This window comes from Pseudomonas sp. HOU2 (genome assembly GCF_040729435.1).
Taxonomy (GTDB): domain Bacteria; phylum Pseudomonadota; class Gammaproteobacteria; order Pseudomonadales; family Pseudomonadaceae; genus Aquipseudomonas.
Genome location: NZ_CP160398.1, coordinates 2,938,847 through 2,963,955, shown reverse-complemented (window position 1 = coordinate 2,963,955; position 25,109 = coordinate 2,938,847). Strand labels below are relative to the sequence as shown.

The 25,109-nt window shown below is 60.2% G+C and carries 22 protein-coding genes; 18 read left to right on the top strand and 4 right to left on the bottom strand.

Annotated elements, in window-relative coordinates; genetic code table 11:
* Positions 1-53: 53 nt before the first annotated feature.
* Complete coding sequence (argE, locus tag ABV589_RS13385) at positions 54-1,208, top strand: acetylornithine deacetylase (protein WP_367086129.1); 1,155 nt, start codon at positions 54-56, stop codon at positions 1,206-1,208.
* Between the two features lie 267 nt (positions 1,209-1,475).
* Entirely contained in the window at positions 1,476-2,774 is a 1,299-nt protein-coding gene (gene argA / locus ABV589_RS13380) for an amino-acid N-acetyltransferase (protein WP_007967974.1), read from the top strand.
* 134 nt (positions 2,775-2,908) lie between these two features.
* On the opposite strand, the gene tauA is transcribed toward argA, so the two are convergent.
* Positions 2,909-3,895: a taurine ABC transporter substrate-binding protein gene (gene tauA, locus ABV589_RS13375; RefSeq protein WP_367086128.1), complete on the bottom strand. Its 987-nt coding sequence runs from the start codon at positions 3,893-3,895 to the stop codon at positions 2,909-2,911.
* 366 nt (positions 3,896-4,261) lie between these two features.
* On the opposite strand from tauA, the gene ABV589_RS13370 reads away from it, so the two are divergent.
* The 8 genes from ABV589_RS13370 to ABV589_RS13335 all read left to right on the top strand — a co-directional run bounded on the left by ABV589_RS13370 (position 4,262) and on the right by ABV589_RS13335 (position 11,515).
* Entirely contained in the window at positions 4,262-5,587 is a 1,326-nt protein-coding gene (locus tag ABV589_RS13370; protein ID WP_367086127.1) for an OprD family porin, read from the top strand.
* A 295-nt stretch (positions 5,588-5,882) separates the two neighbouring features.
* Complete coding sequence (locus tag ABV589_RS13365; protein WP_007967980.1) at positions 5,883-6,521, top strand: peroxiredoxin; 639 nt, start codon at positions 5,883-5,885, stop codon at positions 6,519-6,521.
* Between the two features lie 314 nt (positions 6,522-6,835).
* A complete protein-coding gene (gene ssuE, locus ABV589_RS13360; protein WP_108590094.1) occupies positions 6,836-7,429 on the top strand; it encodes an NADPH-dependent FMN reductase in 594 nt (197 codons plus the stop codon).
* 89 nt (positions 7,430-7,518) lie between these two features.
* Positions 7,519-8,499, top strand: a complete 981-nt coding sequence (locus ABV589_RS13355) for a sulfonate ABC transporter substrate-binding protein (protein WP_367086126.1) — start codon at positions 7,519-7,521, stop codon at positions 8,497-8,499.
* Between the two features lie 25 nt (positions 8,500-8,524).
* Positions 8,525-9,673, top strand: coding sequence for an FMNH2-dependent alkanesulfonate monooxygenase (gene ssuD, locus ABV589_RS13350; protein WP_003229262.1), 1,149 nt, complete (start codon positions 8,525-8,527; stop codon positions 9,671-9,673).
* 8 nt (positions 9,674-9,681) lie between these two features.
* Positions 9,682-10,464: an aliphatic sulfonate ABC transporter permease SsuC gene (ssuC, locus tag ABV589_RS13345; RefSeq protein ID WP_367086125.1), complete on the top strand. Its 783-nt coding sequence runs from the start codon at positions 9,682-9,684 to the stop codon at positions 10,462-10,464.
* Positions 10,461-11,267 (top strand): aliphatic sulfonates ABC transporter ATP-binding protein, encoded by an 807-nt coding sequence (gene ssuB, locus ABV589_RS13340; RefSeq protein WP_367086124.1) that lies wholly within the window; start codon positions 10,461-10,463, stop codon positions 11,265-11,267. Before ssuC ends, ssuB begins: the two co-directional genes overlap by 4 nt.
* A 32-nt stretch (positions 11,268-11,299) precedes the next feature.
* Positions 11,300-11,515, top strand: a complete 216-nt coding sequence (locus ABV589_RS13335) for a TOBE domain-containing protein (protein ID WP_007967989.1) — start codon at positions 11,300-11,302, stop codon at positions 11,513-11,515.
* A gap of 183 nt (positions 11,516-11,698) precedes the next feature.
* On the opposite strand, the gene ABV589_RS13330 is transcribed toward ABV589_RS13335, so the two are convergent.
* Both ABV589_RS13330 and ABV589_RS13325 read right to left on the bottom strand, forming a co-directional pair.
* Positions 11,699-12,337, bottom strand: a complete 639-nt coding sequence (locus tag ABV589_RS13330) for a TetR/AcrR family transcriptional regulator (protein ID WP_367086123.1) — start codon at positions 12,335-12,337, stop codon at positions 11,699-11,701.
* Between the two features lie 259 nt (positions 12,338-12,596).
* Positions 12,597-13,973, bottom strand: coding sequence for a glutamine synthetase family protein (locus ABV589_RS13325; protein ID WP_003229254.1), 1,377 nt, complete (start codon positions 13,971-13,973; stop codon positions 12,597-12,599).
* Between the two features lie 730 nt (positions 13,974-14,703).
* Between ABV589_RS13325 and ABV589_RS13320 the strand changes: the two genes are divergently transcribed.
* The 7 genes from ABV589_RS13320 (at position 14,704) to ABV589_RS13290 (ending at position 23,063) form a co-directional block, all read left to right on the top strand.
* Positions 14,704-16,062, top strand: a complete 1,359-nt coding sequence (locus tag ABV589_RS13320; protein WP_007967993.1) for a glutamine synthetase family protein — start codon at positions 14,704-14,706, stop codon at positions 16,060-16,062.
* A 56-nt stretch (positions 16,063-16,118) separates the two neighbouring features.
* On the top strand, positions 16,119-17,483 hold the full coding sequence (locus tag ABV589_RS13315) for an aspartate aminotransferase family protein (RefSeq protein ID WP_367086122.1): 1,365 nt from the start codon (positions 16,119-16,121) through the stop codon (positions 17,481-17,483).
* A 171-nt stretch (positions 17,484-17,654) separates the two neighbouring features.
* Positions 17,655-18,764, top strand: a complete 1,110-nt coding sequence (locus ABV589_RS13310) for a polyamine ABC transporter substrate-binding protein (protein ID WP_007967997.1) — start codon at positions 17,655-17,657, stop codon at positions 18,762-18,764.
* 187 nt (positions 18,765-18,951) lie between these two features.
* Positions 18,952-20,049, top strand: a complete 1,098-nt coding sequence (locus ABV589_RS13305) for a polyamine ABC transporter substrate-binding protein (protein WP_007967999.1) — start codon at positions 18,952-18,954, stop codon at positions 20,047-20,049.
* A gap of 67 nt (positions 20,050-20,116) precedes the next feature.
* On the top strand, positions 20,117-21,259 hold the full coding sequence (gene potA, locus ABV589_RS13300) for a polyamine ABC transporter ATP-binding protein (protein ID WP_003229245.1): 1,143 nt from the start codon (positions 20,117-20,119) through the stop codon (positions 21,257-21,259).
* Between the two features lie 35 nt (positions 21,260-21,294).
* On the top strand, positions 21,295-22,176 hold the full coding sequence (locus tag ABV589_RS13295; RefSeq protein ID WP_171061891.1) for an ABC transporter permease subunit: 882 nt from the start codon (positions 21,295-21,297) through the stop codon (positions 22,174-22,176).
* Complete coding sequence (locus ABV589_RS13290; RefSeq protein WP_027610518.1) at positions 22,173-23,063, top strand: ABC transporter permease subunit; 891 nt, start codon at positions 22,173-22,175, stop codon at positions 23,061-23,063. Before ABV589_RS13295 ends, ABV589_RS13290 begins: the two co-directional genes overlap by 4 nt.
* Before the next feature lie 92 nt (positions 23,064-23,155).
* Here ABV589_RS13290 and ABV589_RS13285 read toward each other — a convergent pair whose 3' ends face one another.
* Positions 23,156-23,797 carry an HD domain-containing protein gene (locus ABV589_RS13285; RefSeq protein WP_007968005.1) on the bottom strand — a complete coding sequence of 214 codons (642 nt, stop codon included), beginning with the start codon at positions 23,795-23,797 and terminating at the stop codon, positions 23,156-23,158.
* Positions 23,798-24,115: 318 nt separating this feature from the next.
* Here ABV589_RS13285 and ABV589_RS13280 point away from each other — a divergent pair, with 318 nt between their 5' ends.
* Positions 24,116-25,081 (top strand): GlxA family transcriptional regulator, encoded by a 966-nt coding sequence (locus ABV589_RS13280; RefSeq protein WP_367086121.1) that lies wholly within the window; start codon positions 24,116-24,118, stop codon positions 25,079-25,081.
* The last annotated feature ends 28 nt before the right edge of the window (positions 25,082-25,109 follow it).

The following is a 25,109-nucleotide window of genomic DNA, read 5'->3' as shown; positions in this document are numbered from 1 at the left end:
CCGAGCGCCGGATGGCTCTATGATGGACTTCAAATCGGGAGTTGGAGTCAGCGATGCCTTTGCCATCCATGCAAGACCAGTTCGCTGCACTGATCGCCGCACCGTCGGTCAGTTGCACCCAACTGAGCCTGGATCAGTCCAACCGGGCGGTGATCGATTTGCTTGCCGGTTGGCTGGGTGATCTGGGCTTCAGCTGCGATATCCAGCAGGTCAGCCCCGGCAAATTCAACCTGCTCGCCAGTTTTGGCAGTGGCCCCGGCGGCCTGGTCCTGGCTGGGCATAGCGATACCGTGCCTTATGACGATGCGCTGTGGCAGACCGATCCGCTGAAACTCACCGAAGTCGACGGCCGCTGGGTCGGGCTGGGCAGTTGCGACATGAAGGGTTTTTTCGCCCTGATCATCGAGGCCGTGCAGCCGCTGCTCGAGCAACCGTTCAAGCAACCGCTGCTGATCCTCGCCACCTGCGATGAAGAAAGCTCGATGTCCGGCGCCCGGGCGCTGGCGGAGGCCGGGCGTCCGATCGGCCGAGCGGCAGTGATCGGCGAGCCGACCGGGCTCAAGCCGATCCGCATGCACAAGGGCATCATGATGGAGCGCATCGATATCCTCGGGCAGAGCGGCCATTCGTCGGATCCGCGCCTGGGCCACAGCGCCCTCGAAGCGATGCACGATGCCATTGGCGAGCTGCGCGGTTTGCGCCTGCTTTGGCAGCGTGAGTTCAACAATCCGCAGTTCAGCGTGCCGCAGCCGACCATGAACTTCGGCTGCATTCATGGCGGTGACAACCCGAATCGCATTTGCGGCCAGTGTTCGCTGGAGTTCGACCTGCGCCCGTTGCCGGGCATGGACCCGAAAGTCCTGCGCGCGGAAATCCTGCGCAAGCTCAATCCGGTGGCCGAGCGGCATCAGGTGAAGATCGACTACCAGCCGTTGTTCCCGGAAGTGCCGCCATTCGAGCAGGCCGAAGACGCCGAATTGGTGCGTATTGCTGAAAAGCTCACCGGCCACAGTGCCGAAGCAGTAGCGTTCGGCACCGAAGCGCCTTATCTTCAGCGCCTTGGCTGCGAAACCATCGTGCTCGGCCCCGGCGACATCGCCTGCGCGCACCAGCCCGGGGAATACCTTGAAATGTCACGTTTGCAGCCTACCGTGCATCTATTGCGGCAGTTGATTGAACATTACTGCCTGAACCCGGACAAACCCTGATGTCCCCTTTGTAGGAGTGAGCCTGCTCGCGATAGCGGTGAACCAGTCACCGAAGATATTGACTGACACACCGCTATCGCGAGCAGGCTCACTCCTACAGGGACGGTGTTTTGTCTGACCAAACGCTGTAAATTGCCAGCACCCCAACCCGTATTCATGAGGAGAGCGCGCGTGTCGCCAAGCCTGTTCCGACGATAACCATCAGCCCGCTGTGCGTTTTCCGTTTCGCCCTTTTTTCCGGCTGCTATTTATTACAGGCCCAGGTTCATGCCCGAATACGTCAATTGGCTTCGCCACGCGTCTCCTTACATCAATGCTCACCGCGACTGCACCTTCGTCGTCATGCTGCCCGGCGACGGCGTGGAGCATCCGAACTTCGGCAACATCGTCCACGACCTCGTGCTGTTGCACAGCCTCGGCGTGCGTCTGGTGCTGGTTCACGGTTCGCGCCCGCAGATTGAAACCCGTCTCGCTGCTCGCGGCCTGACCCCGCACTACCATCACGGCATGCGCATCACCGATGCGGCAACCCTGGAATGTGTGATCGACGCGGTCGGTCAGCTGCGCATCGCCATCGAAGCGCGACTGTCGATGGACATGGCCTCGTCGCCGATGCAGGGCTCGCGTCTGCGGGTGGCCAGCGGCAACCTCGTGACCGCGCGGCCGATCGGTGTGCTGGAAGGTGTCGACTATCACCACACCGGCGAAGTGCGTCGGGTCGACCGCAAAGGCATCAATCGTCTGCTCGATGAACGCTCGATTGTGCTGCTGTCACCGCTGGGCTATTCGCCGACCGGGGAAATCTTCAACCTTGCGTGCGAAGACGTTGCCACCCGCGCCGCGATTGATCTGGGGGCCGACAAACTGCTGCTGTTCGGCGCCGACCTCGGTCTGATCGACGAAAACGGCAAACTGGTGCGCGAACTGCGTCCGCAACAGGTGCCGGCGCATCTGGCGCGTCTGGGCAACAACTACCAGGCGGAACTGCTGGATGCCGCCGCCGAAGCTTGCCGTGGCGGCGTGGCGCGCAGCCATATCGTCAGTTATGCCGAGGACGGCGCGCTGCTGACCGAACTGTTCACCCGCGACGGTGGCGGTACGCTGGTCGCTCAGGAGCAATTCGAACTGGTGCGCGAGGCGGCGATTGAGGACGTCGGTGGTTTGCTCGATTTGATCAGCCCGCTGGAAGAGCAGGGGATTCTGGTGCGTCGTTCGCGCGAAGTGCTGGAGCGCGAGATCGAGCAGTTCAGCGTGGTCGAGCGTGAAGGCATGATCATCGCCTGTGCGGCGTTGTACCAGATTGCCGATTCGGATGCCGGTGAGCTGGCGTGCCTGGCGGTGAATCCGGAGTATCGCCATGGCGGTCGCGGCGATGAGCTGCTGGAGCGCATCGAGACCCGTGCCCGGGCGCAAGGGTTGAAAACCCTGTTCGTCCTCACCACCCGTACCGCGCACTGGTTCCGCGAACGCGGTTTCGAGCCAAGCAGCGTCGAGCGCCTGCCGGCGGCGCGGGCGTCGCTGTACAACTATCAGCGCAACTCGAAGATCTTCGAAAAGACCCTCTGAAGATTACCGAGGGATTCTTGTGGTGAGGGAGCTTGCTCCCGCTGGGCTGCGAAGCGGCCCCAAACCGGTGTTTGCCGGAATTGGGAGTCCTTCGGCCTCCAGCGGGAGCAAGCTCCCTCGCCACATATGTATCTTTATTCAGGTACAAACTTCGCACTGACGTACGGCGAATAGTCCGGCAGCACCGTCTCGACCTTGCCCTGTTCCTTCAAAAACTTCGCCGTCTCACCAATCGCTTTCGCCGTGCCGCCGTCCAGCAGTGCGGTGGTTTGCTGTGCCTTGGCATCGGGGAAGGCCGAGCCGGCCAGCAGCTCCGGTACATCAGCGGCGTTGGCACCGGTCAATTTGGCGATTTTCTGCACCGGCGCCGAGTCGGCCGTCCAGCTGTCTTTATGGCTGGCGTAATCGGCAAACGCGTCTAGAGTGACCTTGGCAAATTTGGCTACCACGTCAGGGTGCTTCTCGGCGAAATCCTTGCGCGCGACCCAGACTTCGAAGGTCGGTGCTCCCCATTGGCCGACTTGAGCGGCATCGGTCAGGGTCTTGCCGGTCTTGCGGATTTCCCCCAGTGCTGGCGACCAGACAAACGCGCCATCGATATCCCCACGCTTCCAGGCTGCGGCGATTTCCGCCGGTTGCAGGTTCACCACTTTGACTTTCGAGGTGTCCAGGCCCCAGTGCTTGAGAGCACCGAGCAGACTGTAGTGGGAGGTGGAAACGAAGGGCGTGGCGATGGTCTTGCCGACCAGATCCTGCGGGGTGTTGATCCCGCTGCCATTGCGCACCACCAAGGCTTCGGCGGCATTGATCTGCGCCGAAACAATGAAGGCGACGATCGGCAGATTGCGTGAAGCGGCGGCTGCCAAAGGGCTGGAGCCGAGGTTGCCGATCTGTACGTCGCCCGATGCAATGGCTGTCACAACTTCCGGGCCACTATTGAAGCGTCGCCAGTCGATCTTCTGGCCGATGGTTGTTTCGTAAGTACCGTCGGCTTGGGGGACTTTGCTCGGGTCGATACCGGTTTGATAACCCACCGTGAGGTTGGCGGCTTGAGCGGAGAAAGAAATTATCGCTGACACACAAACTGTAACAAATTGACTAGATAGTGCCCGTTTGGCCATGATGGCGTCGCCTTTTGGATAGGGTTTGACGTGTTTCGAATACGTCAACGCTAATCGATCTAAAAATAGGCGAACAAATACCATTTAGTAATTAGCTTAGTAGCCGATATCCTGTGTTGCGCTGCAGGTGGCCATTACTGGGCCATATACCCGAATGGTATAAAAAAGAATGAAATAATTCTTTTTGGGGTTATCAGGAAAGTCAGTACTGTGCAGGGACCCAAATACTGCGATTAGACCTTGGTCGTAGACACACAAGGTTACGATTGACTTGTCAGTCACGCTCTGGCGCTAATCGCGAACCTACGGATCCGGGCATTCGACCAGGACCAGGAACACAAGAATTAGAAACGAGAGGAGCTTTACATGAACAAGTCCACCTTGGCCCTGGCTGTGGCCGTAGGGGTTTTGGCGCAGCAGGCAGGCGCCGCCGGTTTCATCGAAGACAGCAAGGCCACTCTGGGCCTGCGCAACTTCTACATCAACACCGACAACCGTGACGGCACTGGCCCGAACAAGAACGAAGAGTGGGGCCAAGGCTTCGATCTGCGTTTCATCTCGGGTTACACCCAAGGCACCGTGCAGTTCGGTGTTGACGCGATCGGCCTGTACGGCGTGCGTCTGGATTCCAGCCCGGCCAAGAGCGGCAACGCCGCCGGTACGTCGTCGGGTGGCACTGTGTTCCCAAGCGACGGCAATCGCGCTGTGAATGACTTCGCCAGCCTGGGCGTGACCGGCAAGGTCAAGATCTCCCAGACAGAGCTGAAGGTCGGTACCCTGATGCCGAACAACCCGGTCATCAAGTACAACGACGGTCGTCTGCTGCCGCAAACCTTCCAGGGCGAAGCGATCACCTCGAACGAGTTCAAGGACCTGACCCTGACTGCCGGTCAGGTTGAGGCCGTGAAAGGTCGTAACTCCAGCAACAACGAGAACATGTCGATTGCCGGTGCGAACGCTGGTTCGAACTACGACAAAGGCGTGTTCAGCAACAAGTTCTACTACGGTGGTGCTGACTACAAGATCAACAAAGACCTGACCGCTTCGTACTACTACGGCGAGCTGAAGGACTTCTACTCGCAGAACTTCCTGGGTCTGGTACACAACTGGGCAATCGGCCCGGGCGTACTGAAAAGCGACCTGCGTTACTACCGCAGTCGTGACAACGGTGCCAACGGCGATACCGCTGCCTACTACACCAGCGGTTACTACGGTGGCACTACCACCAAGGGCAAAGTCGACAACGATCTGTACAGCTACCTGGCACTGTACTCGGTTGAAGGTCACACCTTCGGTGCTGGCTACCAGTACACCAAAGGCGACAGCGACTTCCCTTGGCTGAACCAGGGTGACGGCTCGTCCAACAGCACCATCACCGACATGCAGATCCAGAAGTTCGCCCGTGCTGGCGAGCGTACCTGGCAGGCTCGCTACGGCTACGATTTCGCCAAGATCGGCGTTCCTGGCCTGACCGCCAACCTGATCTATCTGCGTGGCAACAACATCGACACTCCGCTGGGCGAAAAAACCGAGTGGGAACGTGACCTGACCATCGGTTACGTGATTCCGGAAGGCCCGCTGAAAAACCTCGGCGTTGCCTGGAAAAACGCGATGTGGCGTACCGATCTGGCGAACACCCGTTCCCAGGACGAAAACCGCCTGATCGTCAGCTACTCGATCCCGCTGCTGTAATAGCGCGCTCAAGCGGTTGATGTAAAAAAGCCCCGTCCGGCACCGTGCCGGATGGGGCTTTTGCATTTCCGGGTCAGACTCACCCCCGTAAGCCTGTCCCGGAATTCCCCTCTTTTGCAGCTACTCAAGGCCTTCTCGAACCTTGAGGGCGATGTTCGTCGCGATGCCGGCGAGCGTCCAGTGAACGATGTTTAATATTCCTTTAAGTACTAGATATCTAGTTATTTATTCTTTTTCATGATGGCAAATCCCGAGCTACAGTTGAGTTCTCCAACAACTCATCAGGAGCAGCACCATGAGCCTCAGACTCGGCGACATCGCCCCCGACTTCGAACAGGATTCCAGCGCCGGCAAGATTCGTTTCCACGAGTGGCTGGGCGATAGCTGGGGCGTGCTGTTCTCCCACCCGGCCGACTTCACCCCGGTGTGCACCACCGAGCTGGGCTTCACCGCCAAGCTCAAGGATGAGTTCGCCAAGCGTGGCGTCAAAGCCATCGCGCTGTCGGTCGACCCGGTGGACTCGCACCACAAGTGGATCGAAGACATCAACGAAACCCAGAACACCATCGTCAACTTCCCGATCCTGGCCGATGCCGATCGCAAGGTTTCCGACCTCTATGACCTGATCCATCCGAACGCCAACGACACCCTGACCGTGCGCTCGCTGTTCGTGATCGATCCGAACAAGAAGATCCGCCTGACCATCACCTACCCGGCGAGCACCGGGCGCAACTTTCACGAGATCCTGCGGGTGATCGATTCGCTGCAGCTCACCGACAACTACAAGGTGGCCACCCCGGCCAACTGGCAGGACGGTGAGGAGGTGGTGATCGTGCCGTCGCTCAAGGACGAAGAAGAAATCAAGCGGCGCTTCCCGAAAGGCTATCGTGCGGTCAAGCCATACCTGCGCCTGACGCCGCAGCCGAACAAGTGAATCAGTGAGATTGGCGGCGTAGCCACCACCGTCATCGCGAGCAGGCTCACTCCTACATTTGAAATGCGTTCCCCTGTAGGAGTGAGCCTGCTCGCGATAGCGCCAGTCCGTTCAACGCAGAACCACTAAGCAGGGGATTTCAGGCCGTTTTCACGGCCTGTTTTTTGCCCGCACCAAAGCAGATCGCATATCTCTTAAACGAATAACCAAATGAATAAATATGATTTATGGATATATAAATCAGCTGGTAAGGTCACTCCATGACGCGAGATCGCAACCCGCGAATCGCCTGTAACGCGCAAGGAATTGTCTGAATGCTGGTCGTCTCACTCGGTGGCAGTCCCAGCCAGCGCTCCCGCTCAGGAGTGTTGCTCGAGCGCTCGCAACGCTGGTTGCAGGAGCAAGGGGTGGAAGTGGTGAGTTATCAGGTGCGGGACTTCCCGGCCGAAGACCTGCTCCACGCCCGTTTCGACAGCCCGAAAGTGCTCGACCTGCTGGCGCAGATTGAAAACGCCGACGGTCTGCTGATCGCCACGCCGGTGTACAAGGCGTCGTTTTCCGGCGCGCTGAAGACCGTGCTCGATCTGCTGCCCGAACGCGCCTTGAACCACAAGATCGTTTTGCCGATGGCCACGGGTGGCAGCATCGCCCACATGCTGGTGGTCGATTACGCGCTCAAACCGGTGCTGTCGGCATTGAAAGCCCAGGAGATGCTGCAAGGCATTTTCGCCGAGGACAGCCAGATCGCTTACGGCGAAGGCAGTGCCGCGGCGCAGTTGGCGCCGGCGCTGGAGCAGCGTCTGCATGAAGCGCTGGATCAGTTTGTCAGTGCCATGGCCCGCCGGCCAAAACCGCTGGAGCCGGGCCTGTTGAATGAACGTTTGTTGAGTGCTCGCTGGAGCATTTAAGCCTCACCGGAATTTGAAGTACTCACCTTACTCAGCCGTCAACGGCCAAGCAGGTGCAGCCACAACCCAACAGCAAAAAGGAGAGCGCTATGCGCACTGTATTTTTGCGTCGTGGTCTGGTCGCTCTGTTTGCTGCGGCTGTGTCCTTCGGCGCCATTACTCAAGCTCAGGCCGAGACTCTACGGATCGGTTATCAGAAGTACGGCACGCTGGTGCTGCTCAAAGCCAAGGGCACTCTGGAAAAGCGTCTGGCCGCGCAAGGCGTGGACGTGCAATGGACTGAATTCCCCGGCGGCCCGCAACTGCTCGAAGGCCTGAACGTCGGCTCGATCGACTTCGGCGTGACCGGTGAGACTCCGCCAGTGTTCGCCCAAGCGGCGGGCGCTGATCTGCTCTACGTCGCCTACGAACCGCCAGCGCCGAACAGCGAAGCGATCCTCGTGCCGAAAGATTCGCCGATCAAATCGGTGGCGGATCTCAAGGGCAAGAAAGTCGCCCTGAACAAAGGCTCCAACGTGCACTACCTGCTGGTGCGCGCACTGGAAGACGCCGGCCTCAAATACTCCGACATCCAGACGGTATTCCTGCCGCCGGCCGATGCTCGCGCCGCGTTCGAACGTGGCAGCGTCGACGCCTGGGTGATCTGGGACCCGTACCAGGCCGCTGCCGAGCAACAGCTGCAAGCGCACACCCTGCGTGACGGCAAAGGCATCGTCGACAACCATCAGTTCTACCTCGCGACCAAACCTTACGCGCAGAAAAATCCCGAGGTGATCAAGACCCTCGTCGAAGAAGTGCGCGCTGTGGGCGAGTGGTCCAAAGCCAACCCTGAAGACGTGACCCAGCAGGTCGCGCCGCTGCTTGGCCTGCCGGCGGACATCACCCTGACCTCGGTGAAACGCCAGGGCTACGGTGCGCTGTTCCTGACCCCGGAAGTGGTCGCCGCGCAACAGAAAATCGCCGACACCTTCTACCAGCTCAAGCTGATCCCCAAGCCGTTGAGCATCAAGGATGTGATCTGGACCCCACCGGCCGCTGTGGCCCAAAGCTCGGTTAGCCAAGCCCAGTAAATCGAATCCCCAAGGAGACCACTCCATGAGCCTCAACATCTTCTGGTTCCTGCCTACCCACGGCGACGGCCATTACCTTGGCACCGCCGAAGGCGCCCGCGCCGTCGATCACGGTTATCTGCAACAGGTTGCGCAAGCGGCGGATCGCCTGGGTTTCGGCGGTGTGCTGATTCCCACCGGCCGCTCCTGCGAAGACTCGTGGCTGGTGGCCGCGTCGTTGATCCCGGTGACCCAGCGTCTGAAGTTCCTTGTTGCCCTGCGCCCCGGGATCATTTCCCCGACGGTGGCGGCGCGGCAGGCAGCGACGCTGGATCGTCTGTCCGGCGGTCGTGCGCTGTTCAACCTGGTGACCGGCGGTGACCCGGAAGAGCTGGCCGGTGATGGTCTGTTCCTCAACCACGAAGAGCGTTATCAAGCCTCGGTGGAATTCACTCGCATCTGGCGTCGGGTGCTCGAAGGCGAAACCGTCGATTACGACGGCGAACACATCAGCGTGAAGGGCGCCAAGCTGCTCTATCCGCCGATCCAGCAACCGCGTCCGCCGCTGTACTTCGGCGGCTCCTCGGAAGCGGCGCAGGATCTGGCCGCCGAACAGGTCGAGATGGTACTGACCTGGGGCGAACCGCCAGCCGCGGTGGCCGAGAAGATCGAACAGGTTCGTGCCAAAGCCGCCAAGCTCGGGCGTACCGTGCGCTTCGGCATTCGTCTGCATGTGATCGTGCGCGAAACCAACGCCGAAGCCTGGCAAGCGGCAGACCGGCTGATCTCGCATCTGGACGACGACACCATCAAACGTGCGCAAGCGTCGCTGGCGCGTTTTGATTCGGTCGGTCAACAACGCATGGCCGCGCTGCATGGCGGCAGTCGCGACAACCTCGAAGTCAGCCCCAACCTGTGGGCCGGCGTCGGCCTGGTGCGTGGTGGTGCCGGTACGGCGCTGGTTGGTGATGGACCGACCGTAGCCGCTCGGGTAAAGGAGTACGCGGATCTGGGCATCGATACTTTCATCTTCTCCGGTTATCCACACCTCGAAGAGTCGTACCGCGTCGCTGAATTGCTGTTCCCGCACCTCGACATCGAGCGTCCGGAGCTGCCGAAAAGCGCCGGTTACGTCAGCCCGTTCGGCGAGATGGTGGCCAACGACATTCTTCCCAAAGCCGCGTCGCAGAGCTGAGGCGCGCCATGAACAAATTTATCCACAGCCTCGCGCCCTGGGCGTTGCCGGTGCTGTTGCTGGCGGTGTGGCAGTTGTCGGTGTCGGCCGGTTGGTTGTCGACACGGATCCTGCCGGCACCGGTGGCGGTGATCGAGGCCGGTGTCAGTCTGGTGCGCAGCGGCGAGATCTGGACGCATCTGGCAATCAGCGGCTGGCGCGCGGCGCTGGGCTTCACCATCGGCGGCAGCATCGGCCTGGTGCTGGGCTTCATCACCGGCCTGTCGAAGTGGGGCGAACGCCTGCTCGACAGCTCGGTGCAGATGATCCGCAACGTGCCGCACCTGGCACTGATTCCGCTGGTCATCCTGTGGTTCGGCATCGACGAGTCGGCGAAGATTTTCCTGGTCGCACTGGGCACGTTGTTCCCGATTTACCTCAACACTTATCACGGCATCCGCAACGTCGATCCGGCGCTGGTGGAGATGGCGCGCAGTTATGGCTTGAGCGGTTTCAGCCTGTTCTGGCAGGTGATTCTGCCGGGCGCACTGCCGTCGATTCTGGTCGGTGTGCGCTTCGCGCTGGGCTTCATGTGGCTGACGCTGATCGTCGCCGAAACCATTTCCGCCAGTTCCGGCATTGGCTATCTGGCGATGAATGCCCGCGAGTTTTTGCAGACCGACGTGGTGGTGCTGGCGATCCTGCTTTACGCGGTGCTCGGCAAGCTCGCCGACCTCGCTGCCCGTGGCCTTGAGCGTGTGTGGTTGCGCTGGCATCCGGCCTATCAGGTTGCCAGGGGAGGTGCGGCATGACCGCTCAACAACCTCCACGCCTGCTGCGCGGGATTCCGCTGGTGGTGCGCAATCTGCAGAAAACCTTCGGTGCGCGGCAGGTGCTGCGCGACATCGATCTGCACATTCCGGCGGGGCAATTCGTCGCCGTGGTCGGGCGCAGCGGTTGCGGCAAGAGCACCTTGCTGCGCTTGCTCGCCGGCCTCGATCAGCCGACTGGCGGCGACCTGCTGGCCGGTGCCGCCCCGCTGAGCGATGCGCGGGAAGACACCCGCCTGATGTTCCAGGAAGCACGGCTGCTGCCGTGGAAAAAGATCATCGACAACGTCGGCCTCGGCCTTAAAGGCAACTGGCGCCCGCAAGCCCTGCAAGCGCTGGAGGCGGTCGGTCTGGCCGATCGCGCCAACGAGTGGCCGGCCGCCTTGTCCGGTGGGCAGAAGCAGCGCGTGGCGTTGGCCCGGGCGCTGATTCATCAACCGCGCCTGCTGCTGCTCGACGAGCCGCTGGGTGCGCTGGATGCGCTGACCCGGATCGAGATGCAGCAACTGATCGAACGACTCTGGCAAAAGCATGGGTTCACCGTGTTGCTGGTAACTCACGACGTCAGCGAAGCGGTGGCGATTGCCGACCGGGTGATTCTGATCGAGGACGGCGAAGTCGGCCTCGACCTGCAAGTGGAACTGCCACGTCCGCGAGTGCGCGGATCGCATCGACTGGCGGCGCTGGAAACCGAAGTGCTCAACCGTGTTCTGTCCCTGCCCGGCGAGCCGCCGGAGCCGGAACCTGTTTCACCACTGCCTACGCAATTGCGTTGGGCGCAATAACTCAAGCTTTATCAACGACAGGAATCAAAGCCATGACTATCAAAGCCATCAACGTGCGCAACCAGTTCAAAGGCTCGATCAAGGAGATCGTTCTCGGCGACGTGCTGTCGGAAATCGACGTGCAAACCGCTTCCGGCATCGTCACTTCGGTGATCACCACCCGCTCGGTCAAGGAGCTGGAACTGGCGGTGGGCAGCGAGGTGATCGCCTTTGTGAAATCCACCGAGGTGTCGATCGCCAAGTTGTAAGCCTGTGGATAAAAACAAACCCCGAAAGGCGTGAGCCCTTCGGGGTTTTTTGTTATCTGCATCAGCTGAGGATGGTGTCGCGGCCATCGCTGGCAAGCCAGCTCCCACAGGTTATCTGTCGGTCACCAAATCTGCATACACAGAAGCTCCTTGTGGGAGCTGGCTTGCCAGCGATGAGGCCATTCAGCTCACCAGATGTCTCTTGGGTAGATAAGGCGGCAGATACAACCCGAGATAGGCATCAAACACCCGCATCCCTTCCTCGGCCATGCGCGGCGTGATCTGCCCGTGCTGCTGCACCGAGCGTGCATACACGCGGTCGCCCAGTTCCATCGCCAGCGCGAACACGTCGACATCGCTTGGCAGGCGCGGCAATTCGAAGTGATGGTCGAACAGCTTGTGCATCAGGTCGCCCAGTTCGATGTCGTGCTGCCGGTCGGCCTGGGTCACTTCGGTCAGGCCGTGCTGGGCGAGGATCAACTGGCGGGCGGCAGCGTCTTCGTCATAGATCTCCAGCATGCGTTGCTCGATCAGTCGCGAGAGGTCGCGCCAGTCTTGCAGCGCTTCGTGGGCGATCGGTGCCTGCAGGCAGGCGCGAAACGCTGCGTGCACATCTGCCGTCAGCGCTTCGAGCAGCGCCGGGACGCTGGCGAAGAAGTGGTACACGGAGGACGGCGGAATCTGCGCGCGTTCGGCGACGCTGTAGATCGACAGACTGGCCACACCCTCGGCGGCCAGCAGCGTGCGCGCGGCGTCGAGTATCGAATCGATTCGCGCCTGGCTGCGGGCACGGGGTTTGCGGACGGGGGCGGGACGCGTCATGGAAGTCTCCTGCGGGGCAGCGGGCATTGTACGAGCCGGGTTCGATGTTGTCTGCCCGGACGCCATCGCTGGCAAGCCAGCTCCCACAAGGAATGTTTGTGTACTCGGAATTTATGTTCGACGAAGAACCTGTGGGAGCTGGCTTGCCAGCGATCCGCCGCAGGCGGCCATTCACACCAAACACAGGGGGTTGTGTTCTGCCATAAAAAAGCGCTGCGGGCTGAAATGGCCGGCAGCGCTTTTTATTCCTGCAACCCGCTTAAACGGTATGCAGATACCAGTTGTACTCAAGGTCGGAGATGGAGTGTTCGAACTCCTCCAGCTCGCTTTCCTTGCAGGCGACGAAGATATCGATGTATTTCGGATCGATGTATTTGGCCATCACCTCGCTGTCGTCCAGCTCACGCAGGGCATCGCGCAAGTTGTTCGGCAGGCTTTGTTCGTTCTGCTCGTAGCTGTTGCCTTCGACCGGAGCGCCCGGTTCGATCTTGTTCACCAGACCGTGATGCACGCCGGCCAGGACCGAAGCCATCAGCAGGTAAGGGTTGGCGTCGGCGCCGGCCACGCGATGTTCGATACGCACGGCATCGGCAGAACCGGTCGGTACGCGGATCGCCACGGTGCGGTTGTCCAGGCCCCAGCACGGCGAGTTCGGTACATAGAACTGCGCGCCGAAGCGACGGTACGAGTTGACGTTCGGGCAGAGGAAAGCCATCTGCGCCGGCAGGGTCTCGAGCACACCGCCGATCGCGTGACGCAGCGCGGCGTTCTGCTCGGGATCCTCGCTTGCAAAGATGTTCTTGCCATCTTTGTCGAGCACCGAAATATGGACGTGCAGACCATTACCCGCCTGGCCCGGATACGGCTTGGCCATGAAGGTGGTGTCCATTTCATGGTCGTAGGCGATGTTCTTGATCAGACGCTTGAGCAGGACTGCGTAGTCGCACGCCTTGATCGGGTCGGCGACGTGGTGCAGGTTCACTTCGAACTGCGCCGGGGCACTTTCCTTGACGATGGCGTCGGCCGGGATGCCTTGCTCTTTGGCGCCTTCCAGAATGTCCTGGAGGCAGTCGACGTATTCGTCGAGGTCGTCGATCAGGTAGACCTGGGTCGAGTGTGGGCGTTTGCCGGAGATCGGTGAACGTGGCGGCTGTGGACGACCGTTCACGTTTTCCTGGTCGATCAGGTAGAACTCCAGCTCGAAGGCTGCGCAGATGGTCAGGCCCAGCTCGTCAAACTTTGCAACAACTTGACGGAGCACTTCGCGCGGGTCGGCGAAGAACGGGTCGCCTTCGAGTTCGTGCATGGTCATCAACAGCTGCGCGGTAGGGCGCTTCTGCCATGGCTCGTTGCACAGGGTGTCGGGGATTGGATAGCAGATCCGGTCGGCGTCGCCGATGTCCAGACCCAGGCCGGTGCTTTCCACCGTAGAACCATTGATATCCAGAGCAAATAGAGAGGCCGGCAGGTTGATGCCTTTCTCGTAAACCTTGTGGAGGCTGGTGCGTTCGATGCGCTTGCCGCGCACCACACCATTCATATCCGCAATCAGAAGGTCAACGTACAGAACCTCAGGATGTTCCTTAAGGAACGCGTTCGCTTCGTTAAGCTGAACGGCACGCGGGGGTACCGACATGATGCAACACCTTTGTTGTTAAAAATATCAATCATTGATCTTTTCTGGTTTCAGTCAACCCGAACGGCATGCCGAAGTCAAGCGAGGCCTTTTTTGCCCTAAAAAAGCGCTGCGAGGGCATTTATGGGGCACTTTGGGGCGGTTTTTTGTCCTTGGGACGCTTGGCACCCGCGGGCTTGAGCAGGCCGTGTTGTATTTTTTACGGGGGTGTTGTGTAAAAAAATGAACAAGGCTAAGCTCCGATCAAACCCATAACAGCAATAATACCGGGGTGCTTCATGTCTCGCCTGCCGTTAATCGGCATCACCGACTGCTCGCAACAGTCCGGTCTGCATGCTCAACACATCAGTGGCGACAAATCCGTCCGTAGTGCAGCCCGCAAGGCTTGCGGCCCGTCGACGATATTCTCGTCGGCAGCAGCCAGAACGGCAGCGTCCGTTATTCTGGACGTACGACAAAGCATTCTGTTTATGGCGTCCCCTTCCAATATAGATCCCTTTGAGTCCCAAAACCTGTGCCGCTTCTCCAGCCGTGCTCGTGATTCTGCACGTATTGAATGTGCACAGGAAATGCAACGCCAGCGTAAAGGGCAGGTAAGCTCCTCTTTCATTGTCTATGCGCGGTGCCAGGCGTAAGCCGGCACTGCGCGCAAGCAAGCCCCCTTTAACGCGACGCCACGGCGTCAAACTTTGCCTGACACGATGTCAGGAGACTCAGCCCAGAGGCATTTATGAGTAACAACCTCGACCAGCTCACCGATTGGTTGAAAGACCACAAGATCACAGAAGTCGAATGCATGATCGGCGACTTGACCGGTATCACCCGGGGCAAGATCTCGCCGACCAACAAGTTCATCGCCGAGAAGGGCATGCGCCTGCCGGAAAGTGTTCTGTTGCAGACCGTAACCGGCGACTATGTCGAAGACGACATCTATTACGAACTGCTCGACCCGGCCGACATCGACATGATCTGCCGCCCCGACCAGAACGCCGTGTACCTGGTGCCATGGGCCATCGAGCCGACCGCCCAGGTGATCCACGACACCTACGACAAGCAAGGCAACCCGATCGAGCTGTCGCCGCGCAACGTGCTCAAGAAAGTCCTGAAACTCTATGCCGACAAGGGCTGGCAGCCGATCGTGGCGCCGGAGATGGAGTTCTACCTGACCAAGCGCAGTGACGACCCCGACTATCCGTTGCAGCCGCCGATTGGTCGTTCGGGCCGTCCGGAAATCGGTCGTCAGTCGTTCTCCATCGAAGCGGCGAACGAATTCGACCCGCTGTTCGAAGACGTCTATGACTGGTGCGAACTGCAGGAGCTCGACCTCGACACGCTGATCCACGAAGACGGCACGGCGCAGATGGAAATCAACTTCCGTCACGGTGACGCGCTGTCGCTGGCCGACCAGATTCTGGTGTTCAAGCGCACCATGCGTGAAGCCGCACTCAAGCACGACGTGGCCGCAACCTTCATGGCCAAGCCGATGACCGGCGAGCCGGGCAGCGCGATGCACCTGCACCAGAGCATCATCGACATCGAGACCGGCAAAAACGTGTTCTCCAATGAAGACGGGACCATGAGCCAGCTGTTCCTGCACCACATCGGTGGCCTGCAGAAACTGATCCCGGAACTGCTCCCGCTGTTCGCCCCCAACGTCAACTCGTTCCGCCGCTTCCTGCCGGACACTTCGGCGCCGGTGAACGTAGAGTGGGGCGAAGAGAACCGCACCGTGGGCCTGCGCGTACCGGATGCCGGCCCGCAGAACCGCCGCGTGGAAAACCGTCTGCCGGGCGCCGACGCCAACCCGTACCTGGCGATTGCCGCGAGCCTGCTCTGCGGTTACATCGGCATGGTCGAAGGCCTCAATCCGAGCGCGCCAGTCGTTGGCCGTGGCTATGAACGCCGCAACCTGCGCCTGCCGCTGACCATCGAGGATGCGCTGGAGCGTATGGAAAACAGCGCGACCATCGAGAAATACCTGGGCAAGACCTTCATCACCGGCTACGTCGCGGTCAAGCGGGCCGAGCATGAAAACTTCAAGCGCGTGATCAGTTCCTGGGAGCGTGAGTACCTGCTCTTCGCCGTCTGATACGCCGGGCGCGGCTGGCAGCAGCCGCGCCTTCACCGATAACAAGGAGAATTGGCATGACCAGCAACAACCCGCAAACCCGTGAGTGGCAAGCCCTGAGCAGCGATCACCACCTGGCCCCGTTCAGCGACTTCAAGCAGCTGAAAGAGAAGGGTCCACGGATCATCACCAACGCCAAGGGCGTGTACCTGTGGGACAGCGAGGGCAACAAGATCCTCGATGGCATGGCGGGTCTGTGGTGCGTGGCGATCGGTTATGGCCGCGATGAGCTGGCTGACGCCGCCGCGAAGCAGATGCGCGAACTGCCTTACTACAACCTGTTCTTCCAGACCGCGCACCCGCCGGCGCTGGAACTGGCCAAGGCCATCGCCGACGTGGCGCCTGAAGGCATGAACCACGTGTTCTTCACCGGCTCCGGCTCCGAAGGCAACGACACCATGCTGCGCATGGTTCGCCATTACTGGGCGATCAAGGGCCAGCCGAACAAGAAAGTCATCATCAGCCGCAAGAACGGCTATCACGGTTCCACCGTGGCCGGCGCGAGCCTGGGTGGCATGACCTATATGCACGAGCAAGGCGACTTGCCGATCCCGGGCATCGTCCATATCGCGCAGCCGTACTGGTTCGCCGAGGGCGGCGACATGTCGCCGGAAGAGTTCGGCATCTGGGCGGCCAATCAGCTGGAAGAGAAGATTCTCGAAGTCGGCGTGGATAACGTCGGCGCCTTTATTGCCGAGCCGATTCAGGGCGCTGGCGGCGTGATCATTCCGCCGGACACCTACTGGCCGCGCATCAAGGAAATTCTCGCCAGGTACGACATCCTGTTCGTCGCTGACGAGGTGATCTGCGGTTTCGGCCGTACCGGCGAGTGGTTCGGTTCGGATTTCTACGACCTGAAGCCGGACATGATGACCATCGCCAAAGGCCTGACCTCCGGCTACATCCCGATGGGTGGCCTGATCGTCCGTGACGAAGTGGTGAAGGTGCTCAACGAGGGCGGCGATTTCAACCACGGCTTTACCTACTCCGGGCACCCGGTGGCGGCGGCGGTGGGTCTGGAAAACATCCGCATCCTGCGCGACGAGAAAATTATCGAGAACGCGCACAACGAAACGGCACCGTATTTGCAGAAACGTCTGCGCGAACTCAACAACCACCCGTTGGTGGGCGAAGTGCGCGGCGTTGGTCTGCTGGGGGCGATCGAGCTGGTGCAGGACAAGGCCACTCGCAAGCGTTACGAAGGTCGGGGCGTGGGCATGATCTGCCGGCAGTTCTGCTTCGATAACGGCCTGATCATGCGCGCCGTGGGCGACACCATGATCATTGCGCCGCCGCTGGTGATCAGCAAGGCGGAGATCGATGAGCTGGTGACCAAGGCACGTAAATGCCTGGATCTGACCCTCAGTGCGTTGCAGGCCTAAGTGCTAGGCTTCGAGCGGGGGAGCTGCGGCGCTCTCGCTCGAAGGTGTCAGAAAGGTTGGCCTTTTCTTGAAAGACCGCCTCCGATCTTGCCAGACTAGCCGCAGTTCCAGTTGTCCGGGTTCGGCCGCTGAACAAAGTGGTTCAAAAAAGAAAAATTTGGAGCATGACGCATGAAGGCATTAGGTAAAAAGCTTGCTGGCAAGACTCTTCTCGCTTTGTCCGTTGCGGGCATGATGGCGGGTGCGGTTCAGGCGGATGACAAGGTACTGCACGTCTACAACTGGTCCGACTACATCGCGCCGGACACCATCGCCAACTTCGAGAAAGAATCCGGGATCAAGGTCGTCTACGACGTATTCGACAGCAACGAAACCCTGGAAGCCAAGCTGCTGGCGGGCAAGTCCGGTTATGACGTGGTCGTGCCGTCGAACAACTTCCTGGCCAAGCAGATCAAGGCTGGTGTTTATCAGGAACTGGACCAGTCCAAGCTGCCTAACTGGAAGAACCTGAACCAGGACCTGCTCAAGGCCGTGTCGGTCAGCGACCCGGGCAACAAGCACGCCTTCCCGTACATGTGGGGTTCGATCGGCATCGGTTACAACCCGGAGAAGGTCAAGGCTGCGCTGGGCGTCGACACCATCGACTCGTGGGACGTGCTGCTCAAGCCGGAAAACATCGCCAAGCTCAAGAGCTGCGGCGTGAGCTTCCTCGACTCGCCGACCGAAATGCTTCCGGTCGCGCTGCACTACCTGGGCCTGCCTACCGACACCCAGAAGAAAGAAGACATCAAGAAAGCCGAGGACCTGTTCCTCAAGATTCGTCCTTCGATCACCTACTTCCACTCCTCCAAGTACATCTCGGACCTGGCCAACGGCAACATCTGTGTAGCGGTCGGCTACTCGGGTGACGTGCAGCAGGCCAAGTCCCGTGCCGCCGAGGCCGGTGACAAGGTCAAAGTCAGCTATGCCATTCCGAAGGAAGGCGCTGGCAGCTTCTTCGACATGGTCGCCATCCCTAAAGATGCCGAAAACGTTGAAGGCGCCTACAAGTTCATGACCTTCCTGCAGAAGCCTGAAGTCATGGCCGGCATCACCAACGCTGTACGTTTCCCGAACGGTAACGCCGCTGCAACGCCGCTGGTGAACAAAGACATCACCAGCGACCCGGGCATCTACCCGCCAGCCGACGTGCAGGCCAAGCTGTATGCGATCGCCGATCTGCCGGCCGCTACCCAGCGTGAAATGACCCGCAGCTGGACCAAGATCAAATCCGGTAAATAAGCCGGTTTGACGCAGCAACCGCTGGCCGTCGTCGCCGCGACGGCGGCCAGCGGATCAATTAAATGACAGGAAGTTTTGCAGGAACGGTTTTTCGAGGGTAAGTTGCGCGCCGGTTTGGTTGCCGGGCAGCCATGGCTGTCATGTAACGCGGGGCAACTTGGGCCCAACTAATTTAGAGGACCTCCACTTGCCTATTTTTTCTTCTTTGCGCAAAGCCCTGCTGGCCACTGCCGGCCTGACGATCGCTGTCGGAGCCCAGGCCGCCGGTACGGTGCATATTTATAACTGGTCGGATTACATCGGCGAGACCACCCTGGCCGACTTCGAAAAAGCCACCGGGATCAAACCGGTGTACGACGTGTTCGACTCCAACGAAACCCTGGAAGGCAAGCTGCTGGCCGGGCGTACCGGTTACGACGTGGTCGTGCCGTCGAACCATTTCCTCGGCAAGCAGATCAAGGCGGGCGCGTTCCAGAAGCTCGACAGGTCGCAGTTGCCGAACTACTCGAATCTCGACCCGGTGCTGCTCAAGCGTCTGGAGCAGAACGACCCGGGCAACCAGTACGCCGTGCCGTACCTGTGGGGCACCAACGGCATCGGCTACAACGTCGAGAAAGTCAAAGCGGTGCTCGGCATCGACAAGATCGACTCCTGGAGCGTGCTGTTCGAACCGGAGAACATCAAGAAGCTGCACAGTTGCGGCGTAGCGTTCCTCGATTCGGCCGATGAAATGATGCCGACCGTGCTCAACTACATGGGCCTGAACGCCAACAGCACCAATCCGAAGGACTACGCCAAGGCCACTGACAAACTGCTGGCCGTGCGCCCGTACGTGACCTACTTCCACTCTTCGAAATACATCGGTGATCTGGCCAACGGCGATATTTGCGTGGCCATCGGTTTCTCCGGCGATATCTTCCAGGCCAAACACCGTGCCGAAGAAGCCAAGAAGGGCGTGACCATCGCCTACTCGATTCCGAAAGAGGGCGGCGCGCTGTGGTTCGACATGCTGGCGATTCCGAAGGACTCGTCCAACGTCAAAGAGGCCCACGCCTTCATCAACTATTTGCTGAAACCTGAGGTGATCGCCCAGGTCAGTGATTACGTCGGTTACGCCAACCCCAACCCGGGGTCGGACAAGCTGATGGAACAGTCCATCCGCACCGATGAAGCGGTTTATCCACCGCAGGCAGTCCTCGACAAGACCTACGTGTCGGTCGAGTTGCCACCCAATATTCAGCGTTTGATGACCCGTAGCTGGACCAAGGTCAAGTCGGGCAAGTAAGGCACAAACTATCCTGGGTTCGTCCGCGTAGGGCGAACTGCACTGTTTTTTTCTGGGAGTTTCGTAAATGGCAGTTGCCTCCGGCGCCTATAAGAAAGCCCTCGAGGGCGACCAGACACCTAAACAGGTGTTGGTCAAAATCGACCGGGTCACGAAGAAGTTCGACGAGACGATTGCCGTGGACGATGTGTCCCTGGAAATCAAGAAGGGCGAGATCTTCGCCCTGCTCGGCGGTTCGGGATCGGGCAAATCCACGCTGCTGCGGATGCTGGCAGGGTTCGAACGGCCCACGGAGGGGCGCATTTTCCTCGACGGCGTCGACATCACCGACATGCCGCCGTACGAGCGACCGATCAACATGATGTTCCAGTCGTACGCCTTGTTCCCGCACATGACCGTGGCGCAGAACATCGCCTTCGGCCTCAAGCAGGACAAGATCCCCAACGCCGAGATCGATGCGCGCGTGGCCGAGATGCTCAAACTGGTGCAAATGAGCCAGTACGCCAAGCGCAAGCCGCATCAACTGTCCGGCGGTCAGCGGCAGCGTGTGGCCCTCGCTCGCTCGTTGGCCAAGCGGCCGAAGCTGCTGCTGCTCGACGAGCCGATGGGCGCACTGGACAAGAAACTGCGTTCGCAGATGCAGCTGGAGCTGGTGGAAATCATCGAGCGTGTGGGCGTGACCTGCGTGATGGTGACCCACGACCAGGAAGAGGCCATGACCATGGCCGAGCGCATCGCGATCATGCACCTGGGCTGGATCGCTCAGATCGGCAGCCCGATCGACATCTACGAAACCCCGACCAGCCGTCTGGTCTGCGAATTCATCGGCAACGTGAACATCTTCGAAGGCGAAGTGATCGACGACGCCGAAGGCCACGCGACCATCACCTGCAAGGACCTCGACCGGCAGATCTACGTCGGCCACGGCATCAGCACCTCGGTACAGGACAAATCGGTAACCTACGCGATTCGTCCGGAGAAGCTGCTGGTCACCGCCGAAATGCCGACCTGCGAATACAACTGGTCGAGCGGCAAGGTGCACGACATCGCCTACCTCGGCGGGCACTCGGTGTTCTACGTCGAATTGCCGAGCGGCAAGCTGGTGCAGTCGTTCGTTGCCAACGCCGAACGTCGCGGCCAGCGTCCGACCTGGGGCGATCAGGTTTACGTGTGGTGGGAAGACGACAGCGGCGTGGTACTTCGCTCATGAACATGCGCAAGTTCAAACGACGGCTCAACCGAATAATTCCCAATGGCCGGCAGCTGGTCATCGGGGTTCCGTTCATCTGGCTGTTCCTGTTCTTCATGCTGCCGTTTTTCATCGTTTTGAAGATCAGCTTCGCTGAAGCCGACGTGGCCATCCCGCCGTACACCGAGATCTACACCTTCGCCGAGCAGAAGCTGCAACTGCTGCTGAACCTCGGCAACTACGCGATGCTCGGCGACGACGAGTTGTACATCGCCGCCTATCTGGGCTCGCTGAAGATGGCGTTCTTCAGCACGCTGCTGTGCCTGCTGATCGGCTACCCGATGGCCTACGCCATCGCCAGTGCGCGCAAAGAGCTGCAGACGGTGCTGGTGCTGCTGATCATGATGCCGACCTGGACTGCGATCCTGATCCGTGTGTATGCGTGGATGGGCATTCTCAGCAACAACGGTCTGCTCAACGGTTTCCTGATGAGCATGGGCTTTATCGACGAGCCGCTGCAGATCCTCAACACCAACCTGGCGGTCTATATCGGTGTGGTTTATTCGTACCTGCCGTTCATGATCCTGCCGCTGTACGCCAACCTGGTGAAGCACGATCAGAGCCTGCTGGAAGCCGCTTCCGACCTCGGTTCGAGCACTTTCAACAGCTTCTGGAAAATCACCATTCCGCTGTCCAAGAACGGAATCATTGCCGGCTGCATGCTGGTGTTCATCCCGGTGGTCGGCGAGTTCGTGATCCCGGAACTGCTTGGCGGCCCGGAAACCCTGATGATCGGTAAAGTGCTCTGGCAAGAGTTCTTCAACAACCGTGACTGGCCGGTGGCGTCCGCCCTGGCGGTGGTGATGCTGGCGATCCTGATTGTGCCGATCATCCTGTTCAACCGCAGTCAGGCCAAGGAAATGGAGGGCAAAGAATGAAACGCATCCGTTTCTCCAGCCTGATGCTGGTACTGGGTCTGTTGTTCATCTACCTGCCGATGCTGATCCTGGTGATCTACTCGTTCAACGCCTCGAAACTGGTGACCGTGTGGGGCGGCTGGTCGATCAAGTGGTACGTCGGCCTGCTCGACAATACCCAGTTGATGGGTTCGGTGGTGCGTTCGCTGGAGATCGCCTGCTACACCGCGGTTGCGGCGGTGGCGCTGGGTACGCTGGCAGCCTTCGTGCTGACCCGCATCACCCACTTCAAGGGCCGCACGCTGTTCGGTGGCCTGGTCACCGCGCCATTGGTGATGCCGGAAGTGATCACCGGTCTGTCGCTATTGCTGCTGTTCGTGGCCATGGCGCAGATGATCGGCTGGCCGCAGGAGCGCGGCATCGTCACCATCTGGATCGCCCACACGACGTTCTGTGCGGCGTATGTGGCGGTGGTGGTGTCGGCGCGTCTGCGTGAGCTGGACCTGTCGATCGAAGAAGCGGCGATGGATCTGGGTGCGCGGCCGTGGAAGGTGTTCTTCCTGATCACCATCCCGATGATCGCGCCGTCGCTGGCAGCGGGCGGCATGATGTCGTTCGCTCTGTCGCTGGATGACCTGGTACTGGCGAGCTTCGTTTCCGGGCCGGGCTCGACCACGCTGCCGATGGAAGTGTTCTCGGCGGTGCGTCTGGGCGTGAAGCCTGAGATCAACGCGGTGGCCAGTCTGATTCTGCTGGCGGTGTCGATCGTGACGTTCATGGTGTGGTTCTTCAGCCGCCGTGCCGAAGAAGCGCGCAAGAAAGCCATCCAGCAAGCCATCGAAGAAGGCGCCGCCGATTCGTGGAAGCAACCGGACGTGCGCCGCGCGCCTGCGCCGGAAGCGGCCTGACAGGCAAAAAGATCGCAGCCTGCGGCAGCTCCTACAGGGATCGCATTCCACTGTAGGAGCTGCCGCAGGCTGCGATCTTTTGCTTTTGGAGCTCAGGAAATCCAGGGAGATTGGCGGATGACCTCAACAAAGTTCATCGGTTTGAACCCCGGCTCCTGATCCACCAGCACATCGGTCTTCACGTTGCCGAACGTGGTCTGCGGACGATGGCGCAAGCCGTCGGCAAACGCGCAGATGATGCACTCCTTGAAACCTTCTCCGCGTGGATGCGCATGCACCACCGCCTCGCGCTGGGTGCTGCTGAATGCCGCGTAATCCATGCCCAGCACGTCCATCTCAACCCCGGCGGTGACCAGCGCCACGGTCGGCCGCAAATGCTTCGGCACCCCCGGCGTGGTGTGCAGGGCAATCGACAGCCACACCTGCTCGATATCGTCATCGCTCAGACCGTACGGCTTGAGAAATGCCGCTGCCGCGTTGGCGCCATCCACTTCGAAACGCTCGTCGGCGCTGCGATAGCCTTCGACCAGCCCGAGGTCATGGAACATCGCGCCGACGTACAGCAGCTCCGGGTTATAGGCCAGTTGCCGGCGCTCACCGCTCAATGCGCCGAACAGAAACACCCGGCGCGAATGGTGGTAGAGCAGGTCGGATTCAATGTCGCGAATGTACTCGGTGGTGGCCCGGGCGAGGGCGCTGTCGGGGATCTTGATGCCGGCAATGGTCGTGCTCATGAAGGTATCCTCATCGAAAACGCCGTCGTGGCGCTGATGGACGAAGTCTGTTCCCCAAGGCACTAAACGGACAATCAACGCATGGCTGCGATCCTTGCCAATCGACCTGCAAATCGTGCCAACTCACCTTACACGACAGAGTGCGGTCCAGTTGTTGCGAGGGAGCTTGTCGAATCGTCGCACCGTCCCGCTCGGCTGCGCAGCAGTCGTAAACCGACGTCCGCGTTTTGACTGACATAATCCGGTTGAATGGTATTGGGACTGCTTCGCAGCCCAGCGGGAGCAAGCTCCCTCGCCACAATGATTGCCTGGAGGCTTATGAACAAAACCATCGCCATCGTGGTGTTCCCCGGCGTGCAGGCGCTGGATGTCAGCGGGCCGATGGATGTGTTTGCCGAGGCCAATCGTTTTCTGCCGCCTGAGGATCACTATCGGCTGGAGGTGATTGGCCTCGAACGTGGGGCGATGGCTTGCTCCAATGGCCTGAACCTCAGCGCACACCGGCATTTCAGCGAAGCGCCGGCTGCTTATGACTTGTTGCTCGTCGCCGGCGGCCCGCAGTTGCCGTTCATGGATTTCGGCAAGCCTTTCGACACATGGCTGCGTGAGGCCTGCGCCCGTGCGCGGCGCTTCGGCTCGATCTGCAACGGCGCGTTCATGCTGGCGCGGGCGGGACTGCTGGAAGGACGCACGGTGACCACCCACTGGAACGATGCCGAAGCCTTGGCACAGTTGTGTCCATCGACCCAAGTCGAGGCCGATCGCCTGTATGTCGAGGACGGTGCGCTCTACACCTCGGCCGGGGTCACCGCCGGGATTGATCTGTCGCTGTACCTGTTGGCCCGTGATCACGGCGCCGAGGTGGCGCTGAGTGTGGCCAAGCGGCTGGTGGTGTTCACCCAGCGTTCGGGCGGGCAGTCGCAGTTCAGTCCGTTCCTCACGCCGCATGCGGAGCCGACCTCGGCGGTGGCCATGGTGCAGTTGTATGTGCTGGCCAACCTCACCGGGGATTTGACGATTGCCGATCTGGCGAATGCGGCGAACATGAGTGCGCGCAATTTCTCAAGGGTGTTCGCCCGCGAGGCAAGGGTCACCCCGGCGGAGTTCGTCGAAAGTGCGCGGGTGGATGCGGCGCGGGTGCTGCTGGAAAGCACCACGGTACCGCTGAAGACCGTGGCCTATCAGTGCGGGTTTCGCGATGCGCAGCACATGCGCAGTGTGTTCAATCGCCGGTTGGGGGTGACGCCGCAGCAGTTTCGGCTGAATTTTGCTGGGCTGCTCTGAAGGTCTCTTGCGTTCTTAAGGACCCCAT